General features: G+C 65.3%; 14 protein-coding genes and 1 pseudogene. 14 read left to right on the top strand and 1 reads right to left on the bottom strand.

All coding sequences use genetic code 11. The annotated features are described in order from the left end of the window. Positions 1-59: 59 nt before the first annotated feature. Positions 60-749 carry a hypothetical protein gene (locus ACIOSR_RS04190; RefSeq protein ID WP_402751902.1) on the top strand — a complete coding sequence of 230 codons (690 nt, stop codon included), beginning with the start codon at positions 60-62 and terminating at the stop codon, positions 747-749. Beyond that, positions 749-1,234 (top strand): hypothetical protein, encoded by a 486-nt coding sequence (locus ACIOSR_RS04185; RefSeq protein ID WP_402751901.1) that lies wholly within the window; start codon positions 749-751, stop codon positions 1,232-1,234. Before ACIOSR_RS04190 ends, ACIOSR_RS04185 begins: the two co-directional genes overlap by 1 nt. 52 nt (positions 1,235-1,286) lie before the next feature. Here the strand turns inward: ACIOSR_RS04185 and ACIOSR_RS04180 are convergent, their stop codons facing one another. Then, positions 1,287-2,132 (bottom strand): AbiJ-NTD4 domain-containing protein, encoded by an 846-nt coding sequence (locus tag ACIOSR_RS04180; protein ID WP_402751900.1) that lies wholly within the window; start codon positions 2,130-2,132, stop codon positions 1,287-1,289. 116 nt (positions 2,133-2,248) lie between these two features. Between ACIOSR_RS04180 and ACIOSR_RS04175 the strand changes: the two genes are divergently transcribed. From ACIOSR_RS04175 to ACIOSR_RS04120, 12 genes and pseudogenes are all read left to right on the top strand, one after another. After that, positions 2,249-2,854: a hypothetical protein gene (locus ACIOSR_RS04175; protein WP_402751899.1), complete on the top strand. Its 606-nt coding sequence runs from the start codon at positions 2,249-2,251 to the stop codon at positions 2,852-2,854. Positions 2,855-3,086: 232 nt separating this feature from the next. Continuing rightward, positions 3,087-4,193 carry a hypothetical protein gene (locus tag ACIOSR_RS04170; protein WP_402751898.1) on the top strand — a complete coding sequence of 369 codons (1,107 nt, stop codon included), beginning with the start codon at positions 3,087-3,089 and terminating at the stop codon, positions 4,191-4,193. A gap of 1,214 nt (positions 4,194-5,407) precedes the next feature. Further along, on the top strand, positions 5,408-7,723 hold the full coding sequence (locus tag ACIOSR_RS04165; protein WP_402751897.1) for an AAA family ATPase: 2,316 nt from the start codon (positions 5,408-5,410) through the stop codon (positions 7,721-7,723). A gap of 498 nt (positions 7,724-8,221) precedes the next feature. Continuing rightward, complete coding sequence (locus ACIOSR_RS04160) at positions 8,222-8,782, top strand: hypothetical protein (protein ID WP_402751896.1); 561 nt, start codon at positions 8,222-8,224, stop codon at positions 8,780-8,782. Continuing rightward, complete coding sequence (locus tag ACIOSR_RS04155; protein ID WP_402751895.1) at positions 8,782-9,132, top strand: WhiB family transcriptional regulator; 351 nt, start codon at positions 8,782-8,784, stop codon at positions 9,130-9,132. Before ACIOSR_RS04160 ends, ACIOSR_RS04155 begins: the two co-directional genes overlap by 1 nt. A gap of 84 nt (positions 9,133-9,216) precedes the next feature. Beyond that, on the top strand, positions 9,217-9,492 hold the full coding sequence (locus ACIOSR_RS04150; RefSeq protein WP_402751894.1) for a hypothetical protein: 276 nt from the start codon (positions 9,217-9,219) through the stop codon (positions 9,490-9,492). Beyond that, positions 9,489-11,180 carry a recombinase family protein gene (locus tag ACIOSR_RS04145; protein ID WP_402751893.1) on the top strand — a complete coding sequence of 564 codons (1,692 nt, stop codon included), beginning with the start codon at positions 9,489-9,491 and terminating at the stop codon, positions 11,178-11,180. Before ACIOSR_RS04150 ends, ACIOSR_RS04145 begins: the two co-directional genes overlap by 4 nt. Beyond that, a pseudogene (locus ACIOSR_RS04140) lies at positions 11,138-11,242 on the top strand (DUF4244 domain-containing protein); the annotation flags it as partial. The gene ACIOSR_RS04145 and the pseudogene ACIOSR_RS04140, both read left to right, overlap by 43 nt. Before the next feature lie 50 nt (positions 11,243-11,292). Next, positions 11,293-11,622 carry a TadE family type IV pilus minor pilin gene (locus ACIOSR_RS04135; RefSeq protein ID WP_402751892.1) on the top strand — a complete coding sequence of 110 codons (330 nt, stop codon included), beginning with the start codon at positions 11,293-11,295 and terminating at the stop codon, positions 11,620-11,622. Next, the gene (locus ACIOSR_RS04130) at positions 11,619-11,999 is read left to right on the top strand and encodes an Rv3654c family TadE-like protein (RefSeq protein ID WP_402751891.1); all 381 of its coding nucleotides are present in this window, start codon (positions 11,619-11,621) and stop codon (positions 11,997-11,999) included. The genes ACIOSR_RS04135 and ACIOSR_RS04130 overlap by 4 nt, the downstream gene beginning before the upstream one ends. 159 nt (positions 12,000-12,158) lie before the next feature. Further along, positions 12,159-15,080, top strand: coding sequence for a type I DNA topoisomerase (topA, locus tag ACIOSR_RS04125; protein ID WP_402751890.1), 2,922 nt, complete (start codon positions 12,159-12,161; stop codon positions 15,078-15,080). Between the two features lie 40 nt (positions 15,081-15,120). After that, positions 15,121-16,269 carry a DNA polymerase III subunit delta' gene (locus ACIOSR_RS04120; protein WP_192124717.1) on the top strand — a complete coding sequence of 383 codons (1,149 nt, stop codon included), beginning with the start codon at positions 15,121-15,123 and terminating at the stop codon, positions 16,267-16,269. Positions 16,270-16,368: the final 99 nt, after the last annotated feature.

The raw sequence follows: 16,368 nt of genomic DNA, 5'->3' as shown, positions 1-16,368 counted from the left end.
CCCTCGTCGGCATCCGCGGATGAGGTCGACGCCCTCGGGCACTAACGAAAGGCAACACCATGACCGTCCTTGCAGAGGCATTCCGCAAGTTCAAGGCCGCCGAGCGCGCCGCCGTCGCCTACGGCAACGACGACCTCACCCCGGCGGCCCTCCAGCAGGAGCGTTCCCGCCGCCTCGCCGCGGCCAGGGAGGAACTGCGGAAGGTCGCCCCCCAGGCCGATCGCCAGGGGTTCGACGAGGTCAAGCGCAAACGTCAGGAGGCTATCGACGGGCTCGCCCCGAGCAATGCCGACGCGGTGGCCCTGATCGGCAACGAGTGGACCAAGGTCGAAGCGATGCTGAACGCCGGGCACAACCTGGCGCAGATGATCGAGAAGGCTTCGCCGCTGCGGATCACCGCGATCCTGGACCAGATGCCCACCCGACTGATCATGACTTCTGAGGAACCAGACGATGCGCTCGCCGAGGTCACGGGCCTGGCTTTGGAGCGGCTGGCGGCCCTTGGCAACCCCGCGGCGCAGGCGGCAGGCGAACTGTACAAGGCGGCCGTCCACGACTCCGCTTGGGCACAGATCATTGACCAAGCCGCGACTCCTTTTACCGATGTCTCCGTGACCGCCTTGACCGCGCTATACAGCGCATCGCCCGACGACCACGATGCGGTCTCGGATTCCCTCGAGTTCGACGCCGTCGTGCAGAACGGGGTGCGCCAAGCCGATGCCAGCCCCGCCGCTCCCTCGGCCGTCTGATGCCCCTGGACGAGGGCAAACGCGCCTCGGTGGTCGCCATGGTCCGGCAGGAGGTCGGGCGAAACGAGATCGCGCGGGCTGTAGGGGTGTCGCCCACCACGGTCACCCGTATCGCGAAGGACGAGCGCCTGTCCTTCGACCGGTCCAAGACGGCTCAGGCCACACAGGTGGTCAGCATTGATGCAAAGGCCCGCCGCAAGGCCTTGGGCTCTCGGCTGCTGTCCGACATGGAAGAGGCGCGCCTGCGTCTCGCACAGGAAGAACAAGCTCGAGGGTTCGCAGCTGTCGCGCAGGGACTCGATGCTCTCAGCCGGTCATACGCCAACCTCGCAAAGCTCGATGGGCCGGACACATCGGAGATGAACGAAATGAAGTCGGCGATGGGTGCCTTTATGGAGCTTGCTAAGGCTGTGGCTGAGACCCAGGAGAATCCGTTCGAGAAATCTGGCGCTGATGCCGCGAGAAGGGATCTCACAGACTCGTAATCGTTATTAGCGTCGGGGCCAGGGCGGGACTAGCCCTGGCCCCTGGGCATGCCTACAATTTGCCGGCGATTCTCGCTTCTTCCGAAAGCCAAGTAACAAAAGCGGAACAGATCACCAAGATGTACTTCGCAAGTGCTTGATCGACCTTCTCAACTGATTGGCTTCCGTGTCGCACGCCGCCAGCGTCGGACGTGTATCCATAAAATCCGCTCCAAGCTTTGACAAGCGCACTGTGCGTCTCGATGCCGGACGCGGAGAGCTTGGTCAGAGCCTCACCCAACGTGCGGGCACCAGTAATTTTTCGAGCCAGCGACTCAACTGCGGTGATGGATTCCTTCACCGAGTTTCTGTAGTCAGGGTTCCGTCTGTCTGAAAGAAGAGTCAGAGCCGTGCTCAGGTGTTCCCGCGCCGCCGCGGGCGTACCGTCCCCGGTCGCTTCAGTTACAGAGGAAATTTCGAGCTCGTGATCGAGCGGCAAGATGTGACCGTTGATGAGCCTGTACCCGACTAGCATGCGCTCAAATTGGACGTTGATCGCATTTGCGAGACCAGGCACAAAGTCCAGAAATCGGTTTTGACGGCCTAGCGACGTCGCGTCCATGACATCCTCGATGACGTCCATGCACTCATTGAAGGGGCCCCGGAGTACACGATCCTTCACAAGGTCCCACACGGTCGACGAGAATCGGGGCATCTCGTCCCGTGCCCTTCCGAACGCTTTCATCCACAACCACGTGACAATCATCCGTTCGTCCTCATGGTTTGCCGTTGCGTCGAAGTGCACGGGTAGATGGACCAGGGCGTTCCAGAGCCCCATGCGGGTCTCATCGTCGAGGTCATCAGTCTGGACGAGGGATCGCGCCTGCTTGTAGCCCATGCGCTCGGAGAAGCTGCTCACGCGCTGCAGCTTAGTGCTGGGCCGCCCTTTTATAGCCCCTCTTGCGCCCTCAGAAGCTCCGGAATCACTTGCTGCGCGTGTGAATGGAAAGCTTCCGGTTGGGCTAATGTCAACCCGTGGATTTGGTGAGTATTCTTTCTGTCGTCACGGTCTTTATTGGCCTCGGCGCCATTGTCGTGCCGGTCGTCATCTTCAGACGGCAGTCGCCCAAGAGATCGCTGACCTATGAAGGGATGTGGCGGCCGATGGTTGTTCTCCGCTCGTCACGACTTTCCGTCTTTTACGACGGAAAGATGGTTCTAGATCCCCACTTCTCGACATTCGTAATAGAGTCAAAGAGCCGTGCCGACATATCCTCTGCATCATTCGACGGCGGAGATGATATCACGTTTGACACTAAATTGGAGATTCTCGCGGGCTCGTTTCAAACTGAGGGCGACATTGAAGTCCGTGAGACGCCGAGAGGATTTGCTGTACCTGCTCAGCTCATCACTAAGGGCTCCGCCGTCCGAATATCCTTCTTGACGGAAGGCAAGCCCTCGCCCCCACTGGCCGTACGGAGTAGTCTCATCGATATCGATGTCGTACGCCTGACACCGGCTTCAGAGGTCAGGAAGACTAGACGCTCTAGATTTACGTTTGTCCTGTCTTTCTACTTGGCAATTATTTCAATCGTTGTCGCCGTGGCATCCTTCATAAGTTTGATCAACTCGTCGCGTTGAATCCGTTGCAGCGACATATGGCGCTCACAACCCTAAGTCAGGTTTAGGAAGATATTCGGCAAGAAGCTCTCCCGCCACAGTCGCATCACGTGCTAATTGGCAGCGATTGCTTCTCGTGCGACAGGCCTTTCCTTAGCGTTCAGAGGGAGGCTCAGAAACTCGGCACAATCTACGGCGGGCATGTCCGCTACATTGCTCCAGACAGTGCTCAGAAGTAACAAGGGGGATAAGTGTGGCGACGTACCAAGTCGTTCCGTACCGCATTAGCGTTCGACCTACTCGCGGCACAGGGGCCGACACGCGGCCGCTAGCCGACGTCGACGGCAACAAAGCCAACCTTCTGGACCTAATTGCGCAGACTTTGAAGAAAGCTCCTCTAAAGAGGGGCGCGAAGGCTATCGAGTACAGCTTTGCCAAAAAGGAGGATACGACGTATCGCCTTGGAGATCTTCGCAAGGGTGATAACGTACTATATTCTGTCGTCACCCGGGGTAGTGCAGGTATCCAGTCGAAAATTATGGCTAATGGAGCCCTAGCCTTTACTCGCAGTCCGGATCACATCGAAGACATCGACTTTCGAACCATGTTTGTGTTTCCCAAGGGTGGGAAGTACGCTATCATGCTAACAGAACGCATTGGTACCGGCGGAGTATCAAGCTTTATTGCAAAGCTGCTGACCGACACGCTGAAGAACGCTCTGCCCAAGGCCATGATCGACATCAAGCCGCTCACGACCGTGGCTGATATAGCCAACACCAACGTCATGCTCAACAGCATTGAATACCAATTTCTGCGCCCCACGGACCCTAGCGGAAAGTTTATGGACACAAATGGTGCAGATGGCGTGCTCTCAATGAAATATAAGTTCGGGGCGAAGCGGCGGCTCGATAATTACGCTGGATCGTCTGGGCTTGATGCGAGCAAAATCTTTGGCGTCATCGACCCAGGGTTGAGTCAACATGGCATCAACCTCACAGGTGACAAGATGAAGAATCTGAAGGCGCAAGCCAACCTCAATGTGACGCTTCCCTCCGGCAATACTCGAACGTTCACCCTGGGAATCGACGAGGGTCCCGGACTTCTCTACGCCCTGGAGGCTAAACTGGCACCAGCCACCGGTGGTGGCCAGAAGTCAGCCGCGGCGCTCTACCGCCCCTCTGATGTGGACTTTGTTCGGGTCTGCAAAGAGGCCATCGAGGACGTAAAAGGTTCCTTCGGGGTCCTTGACACGACGTCCGCATCTTGCGTCAAGCCGAGTGCAACTGGTTCCGTGAAGGTTCCGGCTTCATGGAAGGTGGTATGGAATGTCACAGATAACCCCGCTCCAAATAGTCCGTGATCACATCGGGCTAGCGCCGGGGGCTGAAGATCGTCGTTCGTCGCAAATGGGCCAGGCGTTCCTCGCTTTGCTCATCGCCGTATTGGTAGCGCTTACGGTCAATGACCTAGACATACGCTCTACCGGTCTCGGCGCCTTGCTCACTGCTACTTCCATCATGACCGGATTGTCATTCACGATGGCTCTCAAGTTCTGGGAGAAAAGTATCGATGCTCGCTCAGATCCGAACGTCATATTTGATGACGAAAGACGCGAAGTCCTGGACACCATGCGGACTCTGCTGCTCTGGACTGTCCTTGCAGGAGTTCTGAGTTCGAGTTGGCTTGCGGGTGTCGTTTTGGTGGCCGGTACTTCTGAAGCTTCCGCCTGGGCGAGCGGCATTGGGGCAGGAGCCGTGGCGTACCAGCTGGCATATGTCGTGCGGTCGTTAATATCTCTTTATTCCGCAGCTTATACTCTACGGCCATAGCGAATTCTACATGTAGTGTAACGACGATAAGGTCATCGCTAGGCAGCGGGTGGAATTGCCATTGGCCTGAAGCATTGTAAACATGCGAAGATTGTCGACGGCTCGGGCCAATCCGGGGGCAAGAGTTGCGGATGCTTTTTCGGCGAAGACCACCTGGTCGATGGTGAATTCCAGCTTTGTAGCGCGAGGGTGTTTCTCAGGCGGAGGACATCTGGTTGGACAGCGGCCACGACGAGAACTAGGACTTTCGCCGACTGCAAGGCGCAGGCAATTTAGGCCCGACTGCTCCGGTACTCCCGCTTGCCCGCGAGTACTTGTGCTGGCCGACGCGGCCTGATTTTCTGGGCGTAGTCGCTGGCGCGGCGCAGGGCTCCCGCCCTCCTCAGCCCCTGGTTTTCGGGCCGGGGGCTGAGGCATGTTTGGGCGGAACTTGTGCGAGTACGTCCCCCTGGGGTTGGATGGTTGCAGCAGCAGGCGATCCCCTCACGAAGTGAGCAGGAGCCACGGGCAACTAGAGCCACTCGCATAAGTAGTGCTGTTCCGGCGGAATTCCGGAGGGTAATAATGCGTGTGAACATTTAGCCTGTTAAGCGTCAGAGCCGGAGGCCACCCCACACGCGTTCCCCTCAAGGACGCCAATCATGCTTCACCGCGCCAGCAACCCATCCGAGACTATCCCGGACGACCAATGGGAACGCCTACTGGCAGCCCTGTTCGATGACACTGACACCCCCGCGGTGGCTCGATGAGCCCGCAACTCGAGAACAACCACGCCGCCAGGGTGGCCAGCCTCATGTCGACCGGCGCATCCCGGGCCATGGAAGTCCAGGATGGCTTCCGGGTGGCACGGGACTTGATGTCTAAAGGTGTTCCCATAGGCGTGGCCAGGCCCAACGGTCGCGGAGACTTCGTCCCCCGTAGAGGCTGGGAACACGACACGGGCACCGACCCCTCAGTCCTCGACACGTGGCGCGAGGGCGACGCTTTGTTTGCAGTTACCGGAGTCATATTCGACGGCCTCGACGTCGACAAGCAGAACGGCGGAGACACGGCCGCTAACCAGTGGACCGCAGACGGTCACTTCCCGCGCTCTTTCGGTCGGTCAAGGACGGCCTCCGGTGGGACCCATGACTTGATCGCCCTGGTAGGTGTCGGGTGTGCCGATGGCTTCGTACCAGGAGTCGACCTCAAGGGCGGCCGCCCGGACGGTTCAGGCCGGGGCATGCTCTACCTGCCTCCGACGCGCAAAATCTCTAAAACGACCGGCGAGATGTCGTCCTACCGCTGGGAAGTGGAACCCGCGCTCGAGTCCGTCGCGGCATCCGAGCCCGCGCCCTCCGCCGCATTCATCGCAGACCTCGTCCGGGCGAAACAAGGGGGTGCCCGGGCGCGTCAGGCACCCGCGGAGCGCACAACTAGACAGGGTGCCACCAGACCCCAGCGAAACCCCCTCCCAGGTCCGCTGGAGGCTGTGCACACGGAAGGTCCGCTGTACATCCAGGCAGCGGTCCGGGGAGAGATCGAGACCCTTCGCAACCTGCTGTCCCCCTGGAGGCCGGGCGCAGGCTGGGACGCTGCTACACACAAGGCGGCGTGCAACCTCTTCGAGATTGCGAATACGCCCGGATCGGGGCTCACCCAGGCCCAGGCCAAGGCGCTTATTGAGGCGCACGCGCCGACCGACAACGCCTGGACGGCTCGCGAAGTGCAAGCCAAGATCGCCGCGGCGCACGCGACCGTCGGGGCCAAAGTGCGCCGCAACCTCCCACTTGACGTCGTCGCGGAGATGGAGGCGTCGGTCGCACCCGATGCGGAAGCCTTCGAGCGGGGCATGTGGGCCTACGCCGAGGGCGGGTACGACCGGCCTGTCAACCGACCCGCGGTAAAGCGAGCGATCCGGGAGGGGCTCCGACGCCTCCAGAGCAGTAAAGGTTCCCCGAAAGGCCAGACGGCCTCCCGCGAGTTGCAACTGATCAGCCTCGAGAACGTCGTGCACGTCGCGACCGAGTGGGCCGTTATGGACCAGGTGCCGCTCGGCACACTCACTGGGCTCGCTGGGTGGGCAGGGATCGGGAAGTCCACCCTCGTCGCCTACCTGGCCGCCGGTATCACCCGGGGAACCTTCGAGGGCGACCTAAACGGCCGGCCCTCCCCAGTCCTCATCGTCGCCGGTGAAGATGACATCGCCCGGCAACTCGCCCCGCGCCTCAGCGTGGCCGGAGCTGACATGTCCAAGGTGCATGTGGCGCAACCGACCACTCGTCTCGAGGATGGCCAGTCCGTCGACACGGTCATGCAGCTGAGCCAGGACTTGCCGGCCCTCAGGATGCAACTGGTGGAGACAGGGGCCAAGCTCCTGGTCCTCGACCCGATCCTGAGCTTCGTCGACGGCAACCCGAACGATCAGGCGGACGTGCGTCGCGCCCTTGACCCGATTGCGGCCATTTCCCGCGAACTCAATATCGCGGTGATCGTCGTGATGCACTTCAAAAAGGGCCACGGGGTGGCTGGCGAGAAGGTCTCAGGCTCGCACGTCTGGCGAGACGCCCTCCGGTCGCTGCTCGTCATGGCAATCGACGAGGAATCGCAGTACCGGGTGGTCACCGTCGACAAGTCCAACTATTCGGACTCTCGTGGCCGGTCGCTCCTTTACGAAGTCACGGGGGCAGCAGTGCAGGGCGTCGACTCTCGCGGGGAGGTCCGCGAGCAATTCGTGTCCAAGGCCCGGTACATCGGGGAATCACCGAAAAGCGTGCAGGACTTGCTCGAGTCCGAGAACAATAAGCGCGACGGGCGGCACGCGGTCACTGACGAGACTGCCGAGGTCGTGTCATGGGTTCGCGATCAAGACGAGCCCGTGTCGTGGGTCGAGATCGCCCGCCAGCAGAACCTCGATCCGAACGCCAAAGACCCGGCCACCAAGAGGGCACTGGTGGCGCTGAGCAAGCGCCTTGGGCGGGCCTGCGAGCGCGGAGATCTTGAGAAGGCCAGCAAGGGACTGTATCGGAAGCCGAGCGGGCTCCAACCTCTCTCCGGCCTGGGTGCGGGGCAGACCTTCTGATGGGTGCCCGCACTGCTCATTTCCATCTCGCGCGTACTACTGAAATCGCGGAAGTAAAGGCAATAAGGCGGCCCCTCAGGGGGGTCTTCTTTCCCTTATTGATTCGATTTCATACCCCCACGCGAGGCGTCAATACGACGTCTCCGGCGCTCTCGCCCAGCGCAGAACACGACGGCCCACTGTCCCAGTCCGCCCTCACGCGCGAGACGCACAGCCTCGGGCCATCCCGGCTTCGCCCTCTCCGCACTCTCGACCCGGCCGTAGGAGGCCCCGCATGACTAGCCAGAACCAGACCCCCGAGTGGATCAGTCGCAATTTCGAAGAGATCTCAGAGTTGCCCCCACCGGCCCAGCCGCCCGCGCACTGCTTCGTCCAGGACTGCTCCCGCGACGTGTGGCGCAACGGCCTCTGCCGCCCCCACCGCCTTATGGCCCAGAAGCGATTCGACCCTGAGCGCAAGACCCGATGACGCACGAGCAGAACTCCGAGGAGGAGCGCATGACCCCCACGCCCGATGCAGGTTTCCCCGGGGGGCGTCAAAACCCCACCCAATTTCCCGACGCGTTCCTGTGGGCAGGACGTTACGAGGTCTCCGGTTTTCGACCCGGGATGTCTCTTACGTTCGACCGGGGGCGTGTCGTTTTCTGGTTCGGCAGTGCTGACGCGGCCGTGGACCGGACCGGTGTCTGGAAACCCCAAGACCGGCTGTACCTGGGCGTGTCGAATGCAGGCGAGCGTGTCATCTCGGACGGCGAGGAGCCGCCGGTCGTCGAGCTGACTGCCGACAGCGACTACGAGACCGCTGACACCCCAGCGGCTTTTGAAAGCTTGCTAGTCCAGGTGGGCCTCGCGAAGTCCATCGCAACGGAGGCGGCAATCCTCAAACGGCTCACTCGGACGGGCGAGTTGCATGACTTTTTGCAGGGGCAGGTGGGCCTGATCAGCCCAGAACGCTTGCAGATTTTCCACCTGGTGGCGAGCCTCATACCCGGGGCCTACCTGACGGCCCGGACCCTCCCGAGTGCGGAAGCGCTCGACGCCTCGTCGCGGGACTCGTGATGCCGAGCAGGCCCGAAGCCCGCCCAGGAGTCGACAGGTTGACGGAACCCCAGCGGGAGGCGCGCGACGGGCGCACTGCGGCCCACGCGTATCTCCTGGACGCGGTCGCAAGCTCGGACCGTCCGGTGCCGTGCGTCGAAGACCCCAGCGGAGGTTGGACCTCCGACGTGCCCGCGCAGAAAGCTGCCGCCGCCGAGAAGTGCTACACCTGCCCGGTCCTCGAGCAGTGCGCCGCGTACATCGAAGCGTGGCCCGAGCCCTGCGGTGTCTGGGCGGGCCAGCAAATGGTCCTCGGAAACACCCGACCCGGAATGAAGCCCGCGTCGCCCCGCGGACTGGTGGCCCGGTAGTGGTCCTCGAATACTTCCGCGAAACCTATTGCAACTGATTTACTTGACGTACAACATTCTGGATGGGAGCCCACAATGTCAGTATTGATCACCCCCAACTCGTACACCGCCGTAGCCGCCGACGCCGCTCAAAACGCGGCCGACGCGGCCCTGCAATCACTCGACGCGGGCCGGATCACCGAGGCTGCGGCCTGGGCGGACCGCGCCGCTGATTGGGCGCTGCGCGCAAGGCACAAGTTCGGGGAGACCGGCACCGCCGAGGACCGCACCTGGGCCAGGGCCGCCACGGACGCCGCCGCAACAGCCCGACCCGCAGTCAAGGCGTGGAAGGCCCGCCAGTTGGAGGAGCGGAACGCATGAAGGCTGCACCTGCGACCAGCGCGCCCGCCGTCCGGGCGGCGGTGTACCTCCGGGTCTCAACCGCAGACCAGGTCGACAACACGTCACTAGCCGAACAGCGGGCAATCTGTGAGGCCGCGATCATGGCGCACCCGGGGTGGACCCTCGGCGAGGTCTACGCCGACGAAGGCCTGTCTGGTACCTCCGACGAGCGCCCAGCGTGGCGGCGCATGCTCGCCGATGCGCAAACCCGCAAGGTCGACGCCGTAGTCGTCGCCAAGCTTGATCGGTTTGCAAGGAACGCTGGCCACGCCATTGCCGAGACCGACCGGTTGCAGTCGCTCGGCATCCCCCTGCTCATCGTGAAGGAGCAGATCGACATGTCGACCCCACAAGGGCGACTGATGCGCACGATGCTGGCTGGTTTCGCCGAGATGGAGCGCGATGTCATCGTGGCGCGCACAGTTGGCGGACAGCGCGCCAAGGCGATGAATGGTAACTGGCCTGGGGGCAAACCCCCATTTGGCTGGAAGCTTGAGGGCACGGCCCGCAACGCCCACCCAGTGCCCGATGACCGCGAGCGCCATATCGTCACTGTGGTCTACGACCTGCTGGTACGAAAGCACCTCACCGCCGGGCAGGTGGCCGACCGACTCAACGACGCAGGACTGCTGACCCGCCGGGCGCACGAGTCCGCCGAGAAGGGGCTGCCCTGCACGACCAAGTGGGACCCGGGCGTGCTGCGTCGCACCTTTGCCAACGAGACCATGCACAGCGGTGTAGTCGTTTGGGGAGCCGCCGAGACCGGTTCAATGTACAAGCGGAGTCACCACACCAAGCTTGACCGGCACGGCAAGCCGCTCTACGGGGACCCCATCGAGGTGCAGATCGGCAACCCGCCCCTGACGAAGCGACAACACGCCGCGATCGTCCGGGAGTTTGCACGGCGCTCGACGCGCGGTCATGCACGGCCCGAAACCCGGCAGATGCTGGCCACCCGGCTGCGCGGCGAATGCGGCGCGGTCTACTACGGCGTCAGCATCGCGGGGAAGGACTACGACGTGTACAGATGCTCGGGCCGCAAACACATCAAGGGGCAGGACAAATGCTCGTGTGTCCAGGTTCAGGTGCAGGACCTCGACGCCCGCGTCTGGTCGCAAGTCGAGGCCCTTTTGGGTGACCCTGCCCGACTGGAAGCACTGGCGCGGCAGTGGCTCGAGGTCCCGGCCGACGCCACAGCTACGGGCACCGCGGAGGCGGTCTCCGGGGTCGACACCCAGATCGGGAGAATGGAACGGGCCTTGGCCCGAGCCACGCGAGAGATGTTGTTGGCCGACGACCCCGAACCCCTCCGGCAGGCCTCTGCCGCGCTCGGCCGCGAGCTGGCTGAATTGCGCGAGCGCAAGGCCGCCTACGCCCTCCTGCTGGCCTCGGAAAGCCAGAAGGCTCAGAACCTCACGGACATCGTGCAACTCGCGGAGAGGGCCAAGGGAAGGCTGCGCGACATGGGCAGAGAGCAGCGGCGAGAGATCATCGAAATCCTAGGCATCGAGGTTCAGATGGCCGGTGTCTACACGACCTCCCGACCCGAGTATGTCCACATCTCTGGCAAGTTCGACGCACGCCTGTTCATGCGCGAGACCGGAGAAACCGAGAACGGGGGGTCATGGCCGCGGTGGGCTTCGCCGGCCTGCTCGTCACGATCATGAGGTCGGACGAGGTCCGGAGCATCCTCTCCGACCTGGTCCGGTCCGCCCTGTCGGTCGGGTGATCGCCGTGACGACCGGGGTCCGTGCGCGCCTCGTCCGTCTCCTCCGTCGAGTGGACGACGAGAGGGGAAGCGCGACGGTCGAGTTCGCGATGACGATGCCCGCCCTGATCCTGGTCGTCTCGTTCGTCGCGGCGAGCCTGGGCGTGACCTCGCAGTCGGTCCGCCTCGCCGACGCCGCAGCCGTGGTCGCCCGGCAGACCGCCCGGGGCGACCGTGGTTCGGTCGGCCCGACCCTCGCCCGGCTCGCGCCGGGCGCGGCGGTGTCCGAGTCCGTCACCGCCGACCTCGTCTGCGTCGACCTCCGCCGGCAGGTACGGCTCGGTCTCGTCGGCGAGGTCGCGTTGGCCTCCCGCAGCTGCGCACCGCGGGCCGGGGGATGACCGTCCGCCAGCTCCTCGGGAGCGACCGCGGCAGCTCGAGCGTGCTGGCGGCCGGCGCGCTCGTGACGATCACCGTCCTCGCCGTCGCGCTCGTCGGATCGCACTCGGCCCTCGCGGTCCGGTCGCGCACGGCCGGGGCGGCCGACGCGTCGGCGCTCGCCGCAGCCGACGCCCTGTCGGGGGCCGTCGTCGGTGCCGCCTGCGACCGCGCCGCCGCGACCGCCGAGGCGAACGGCGTCTCTCTCTCGGCCTGCGTCGTCGCGGGTGCGGAGGTCACGGTGGAGGTCTCGACGACCTTCGGTCCCCTCGACGTCGGGGCCCGGGCGACCGCCGGTCCGCCGCCCGCGACGGCCCCGTCCCGGGGCGGCGGCCCGTGAAGGGGGCCCGGGCGTCGGGTGTGTATGGTGTGGCTGTCGGCTGCACGGCTCCCGACGTTCCTCGGGGTCGGTGGGAGCGATCGAGCACCCCGTCCTCGCCCTGCAGCCCCTCGCCCGGTCCGTCGGACCGGGTCGCCGCACCACCACCCAAGGAGTCCCGTGCCAGGCACGAAGAAACTGGTCATCGTCGAGTCGCCCGCCAAGGCCAAGACGATCGGGCAGTACCTCGGCGACGGATACGAGGTGCTCGCCTCCGTCGGTCACATCCGCGACCTCGTCGAGCCCAAGAACCTCCCGGCCGAGCTGAAGAAGGGGTCGATGGGCAAGTTCTCCGTCGACGTCGAGAACGGCTTCGAGCCCTACTACGTCGTCTCCGACGCCAAGAAGAAGACGGTCTCCGACCTCAAGCGCGCGCTGAAGAACGCCGACGAGCTCTACCTCGCGACAGACGAGGACCGCGAGGGCGAGGCCATCGCGTGGCACCTCCTGCAAGAGCTCAAGCCCAAGGTGCCGGTCAAGCGCATGGTCTTCCACGAGATCACGAAGGACGCCATCCAGAAGGCGCAGGAGAACACCCGCGACCTCGACACCGCCCTGGTCGATGCGCAAGAGACCCGTCGCATCCTCGACCGCCTCTACGGCTACGAGGTCTCGCCCGTGCTGTGGCGCAAGGTCGGCCCCGGCCTCTCGGCCGGGCGCGTGCAGTCGGCGGCGACCCGTCTCGTCGTCGACCGCGAGCGTGAACGCCTCGCCTTCGTCTCCGCCTCCTACTGGGACCTCACCGCGACATTCGAGCCCGTCGCGGCCGAGGGGGAGTCGAAGGTCGCCTTCGGGTCACGCCTCGTCCGCGTCAACGGAGGACGCGTGGCCGCGGGGCGCGACTTCGACGACCGGGGCCGCTTGAAGAACGATGCCGTCGCGCTCGACGAGGCGGCCTCGCGGGCGCTCGCCGAGGCGCTGGGTTCCTCGGACGTCGAGATCGTCGTCGGCTCGGTGGACTCGAAGCCCTACACCCGTCGTCCGGCAGCTCCCTTCACGACGTCGACCCTCCAACAGGAGGCAGCGCGCAAGCTGCGCTTCTCGGCCCGACAGACCATGAGCGTCGCGCAGTCGCTCTACGAGAACGGCCACATCACCTACATGCGAACCGACTCGCCGGCGCTGTCGCAGCAGGCGATCGGTGCGGCGCGCAGCCAGGCGGCCAAGCTCTACGGGTCCGACACCGTCCCCGACAAGCCCCGGCTGTACACGGGCAAGAGCAAGAACGCCCAGGAGGCGCACGAGGCGATCCGTCCGTCGGGTGACACCTTCAAGACGCCGTCCGAGATGCAGAACGTCCTCCGGGGCAACGACTGGAAGCTCTACGACCTCATCTGGAAGCGCACGGTCGCCTCGCAGATGGCGGACGCCAAGGGCTCGACCGCCTCGGTCGTCGTCTCGGCGACGACCTCGGGACCGGTCGAGGGCATCGCGCCCCGCGCCGCCGCCGGGACGCTCGCCGAGTTCGCCGCGTCCGGCACGGTGATCACCTTCCGCGGGTTCCTCAACGCCTACGAAGAGGGTCGTGACGAGGACCGCCACGGCGCCGCCGAGCCGGCCGAGGCCAAGCTGCCCCCGCTGACCGCCGGTCAGGCCCTCGACCTCGACGAGGTCGAGGCGAAGGGCCACGACACGTCGGCACCGCCGCGCTACACCGAGGCGAGCCTCGTCAAGACCCTGGAAGAGCTCGGCATCGGACGCCCCTCGACCTACGCCGCCATCATGTCGACCATCGTCGACCGTGGCTACGTCACCCCTCGCGGAACGGCCCTCGTCCCGAACTGGATCGCCTTCTCGGTGGTCCGTCTGCTCGAGGACTACTTCGCCGACCTGGTCGAGTACGACTTCACGGCCAGCATGGAGGACGACCTCGACCTCATCGCCGGCGGCGACGCCGACCGCGTGGACTGGTTGAACGGCTTCTACTTCGGCAACGAGTCGCACCGCGGTCTCCGCAAGGTCATCGACAACCTGGGCGAGATCGACGCGCGCGACATCAACTCCATCGTGCTCGCCGACGGAGTGACCCTGCGCATCGGTCGCTACGGCCCCTACCTCGAGGCGCCGGGCGACGACCCCGAGACGCCCCGTCGGGTCAACGTTCCCGAGGACCTCGCCCCCGACGAGTTGACGGCCGAGAAGGCGCGCGAGCTCATCGACGCCCCCGTCGTCGGCGACCGCGTGCTGGGGCTGAACCCCGAGACGGGCAAGGAGGTCATCGCGAAGGACGGCCGCTTCGGCCCGTACGTGACCGAACGGACCCCCGAGTCGGCGACCGACGAGATCACGGCCGACCCCGCCACGGGCGAGGTGACCGAGCCGTCGTCCGCCGCCGCGACCACGACCGGGGCCAAGAAAACTCCGGCGAAGAAGGCCCCCGCCAAGAAGGCCGCCGCTCCGAAAGAACGTACGGCGTCGCTCTTCAAGAGCATGGGCGTCGACACGGTCGACCTCGACACGGCGCTGCGGCTGCTCGACCTGCCCCGGACCGTCGGCACCGACCCCGAGAGCGGCGACGAGATCCAGGCGCAGAACGGGCGCTACGGCCCCTACCTCAAGAAGGGCACCGACACCCGGTCGTTGACGAGCGAGGACCAGATCTTCGAGATCGACCTGCCCGGGGCGCTCGAGCTCTACGCCCAGCCGAAGTACGGTGCCCGCAAGGCCAGCAGCTCCCTGAAGGAGTTCGAGGCCGATCCGGTGAGCGGCAAGCCCATCAAGGTGAAGGACGGCCGGTTCGGCCCGTACGTCACCGACGGCGAGACGAACGCGACCATCCCGCGGGGCGAGACGGTGGAAGAGGTCGACTTCGACCGCGCCGTCCAGCTGCTCGCCGACAAGCGGGCCAAGGGTCCGGCCAAACCCAAGGCGGCCGCCAAGAAGGCTCCGGCCAAGAAGGCACCCGCCAAGAAGGCCGCCACGGCCAAGGCACCGGCCAAGAAGGCCACCACCGCGAAGACGGCCACCGCCAAGACGACCGCCGCGGCGAAGAAGGCGCCGGCCGCGAAGACGTCGGCCCCGAAGGCCCCGGCGGCCGAGTGACCGGCGGGGTAGGCCCTCGAGTCGAGGGCGCACGCTGACCATGCCCCTCTGGGAACACCTCACGGGTCAGCCCGACGCCATCGAGGCGTTGACCGCGGCGGCTTCCACCCAGCCCGGCAACGCCTCGATGACCCATTCGTGGCTCATCACCGGCCCGCCCGGCTCGGGTCGCTCCAACCTCGCCTACGCCTTCGCGGCCGCGTTGCTCTCACGAGAGCCGGCCGACGAGGAGGCGACCCTCCGGCAGGTCGCCGCGAGGTCGCATCCCGACCTCGCGGTCCTCAGCACGGAACGCATCATCATCACGATCGACGAGGTCCGGTCCCTGGTCGCGGCGAGCCAGTTCTCGCCGTCGGTGGGTCGCTACCGGGTGGTCGTCATCGAGGACGCCGACCGCATGACCGAGCGCACCTCGAACCTCCTGCTCAAGGCGCTCGAGGAGCCGCCACCCCGGACGGTCTGGCTGCTGTGCGCCCCGAGTGAGGCCGACCTCATCCCGACGATCCGCTCCCGCGTCCGCAGCGTGCGCCTCCGCATGCCCGCCGTGGCCGACGTCGCCGCGCTCCTCGAGGACCGCGACGGGGTGGAGCCCGAGATCGCCCTCGTGGCGGCCCGGGAGGCCCAGAGCCACATCGGCATGGCGCGGCGCCTGGCGCTCGACGCCTCGGCGAGGTCGCGACGTCGCCAGACCCTCGAGACCGCCCTGGGCATCCGCAGCGTCTCGGACGCCGTCATCGCGGCGGCGACCCTGCTCGCAGTGGCCGGCGACGACGCCAAGGCGATCACGGAAGAGCGTGACGCCGAAGAACGGGCGAGCGCGCTGCGCTCCCTGGGCGTCGAGCCGGGTGGCACCGTGCCTCCGGCGTTGCGAAGCCAACTGCGCGCCCTCGAGGACGACCAGAAACGGCGAGCGACCCGGAGCCTCCGCGACGGGATCGATCGCATCATGGTCGACCTCCTCTCGCTGTACCGAGACGTCCTGCTGCTGCAGCTGGGCGTCGACGAGCAGCCCATCAACGAGGCCATCCGGGCACAGCTCGACGCCGCGGCGACCGCTTCCACGCCGGCCGCGACCCTGGCCGTCCTCGACGCGATCGCCCTGGCCCGCCGCCGCATCGAGGCCAACGTGTCGCCGGCCATGGCGCTCGAAGCCATGCTGGTGGTCGTCAGCCGTCATGCCACCCGCTGACCCGCGCCGGCGACACCGGCGCCGGGGGCACCGGCCCGGCGGCACCGGCCCGGCGGCACCGGCGCGAGCGCCGGATCGGCGAGGGGGCGTCCACCCCTT

It is taken from the genome of Frigoribacterium sp. NPDC087798, from assembly GCF_044742985.1.
Taxonomy (GTDB): Bacteria; Actinomycetota; Actinomycetes; order Actinomycetales; family Microbacteriaceae; genus Frigoribacterium.
The sequence above is the reverse complement of the archived record's forward strand: the minus strand, read 5'-3'. Positions and strand labels throughout refer to the sequence as shown.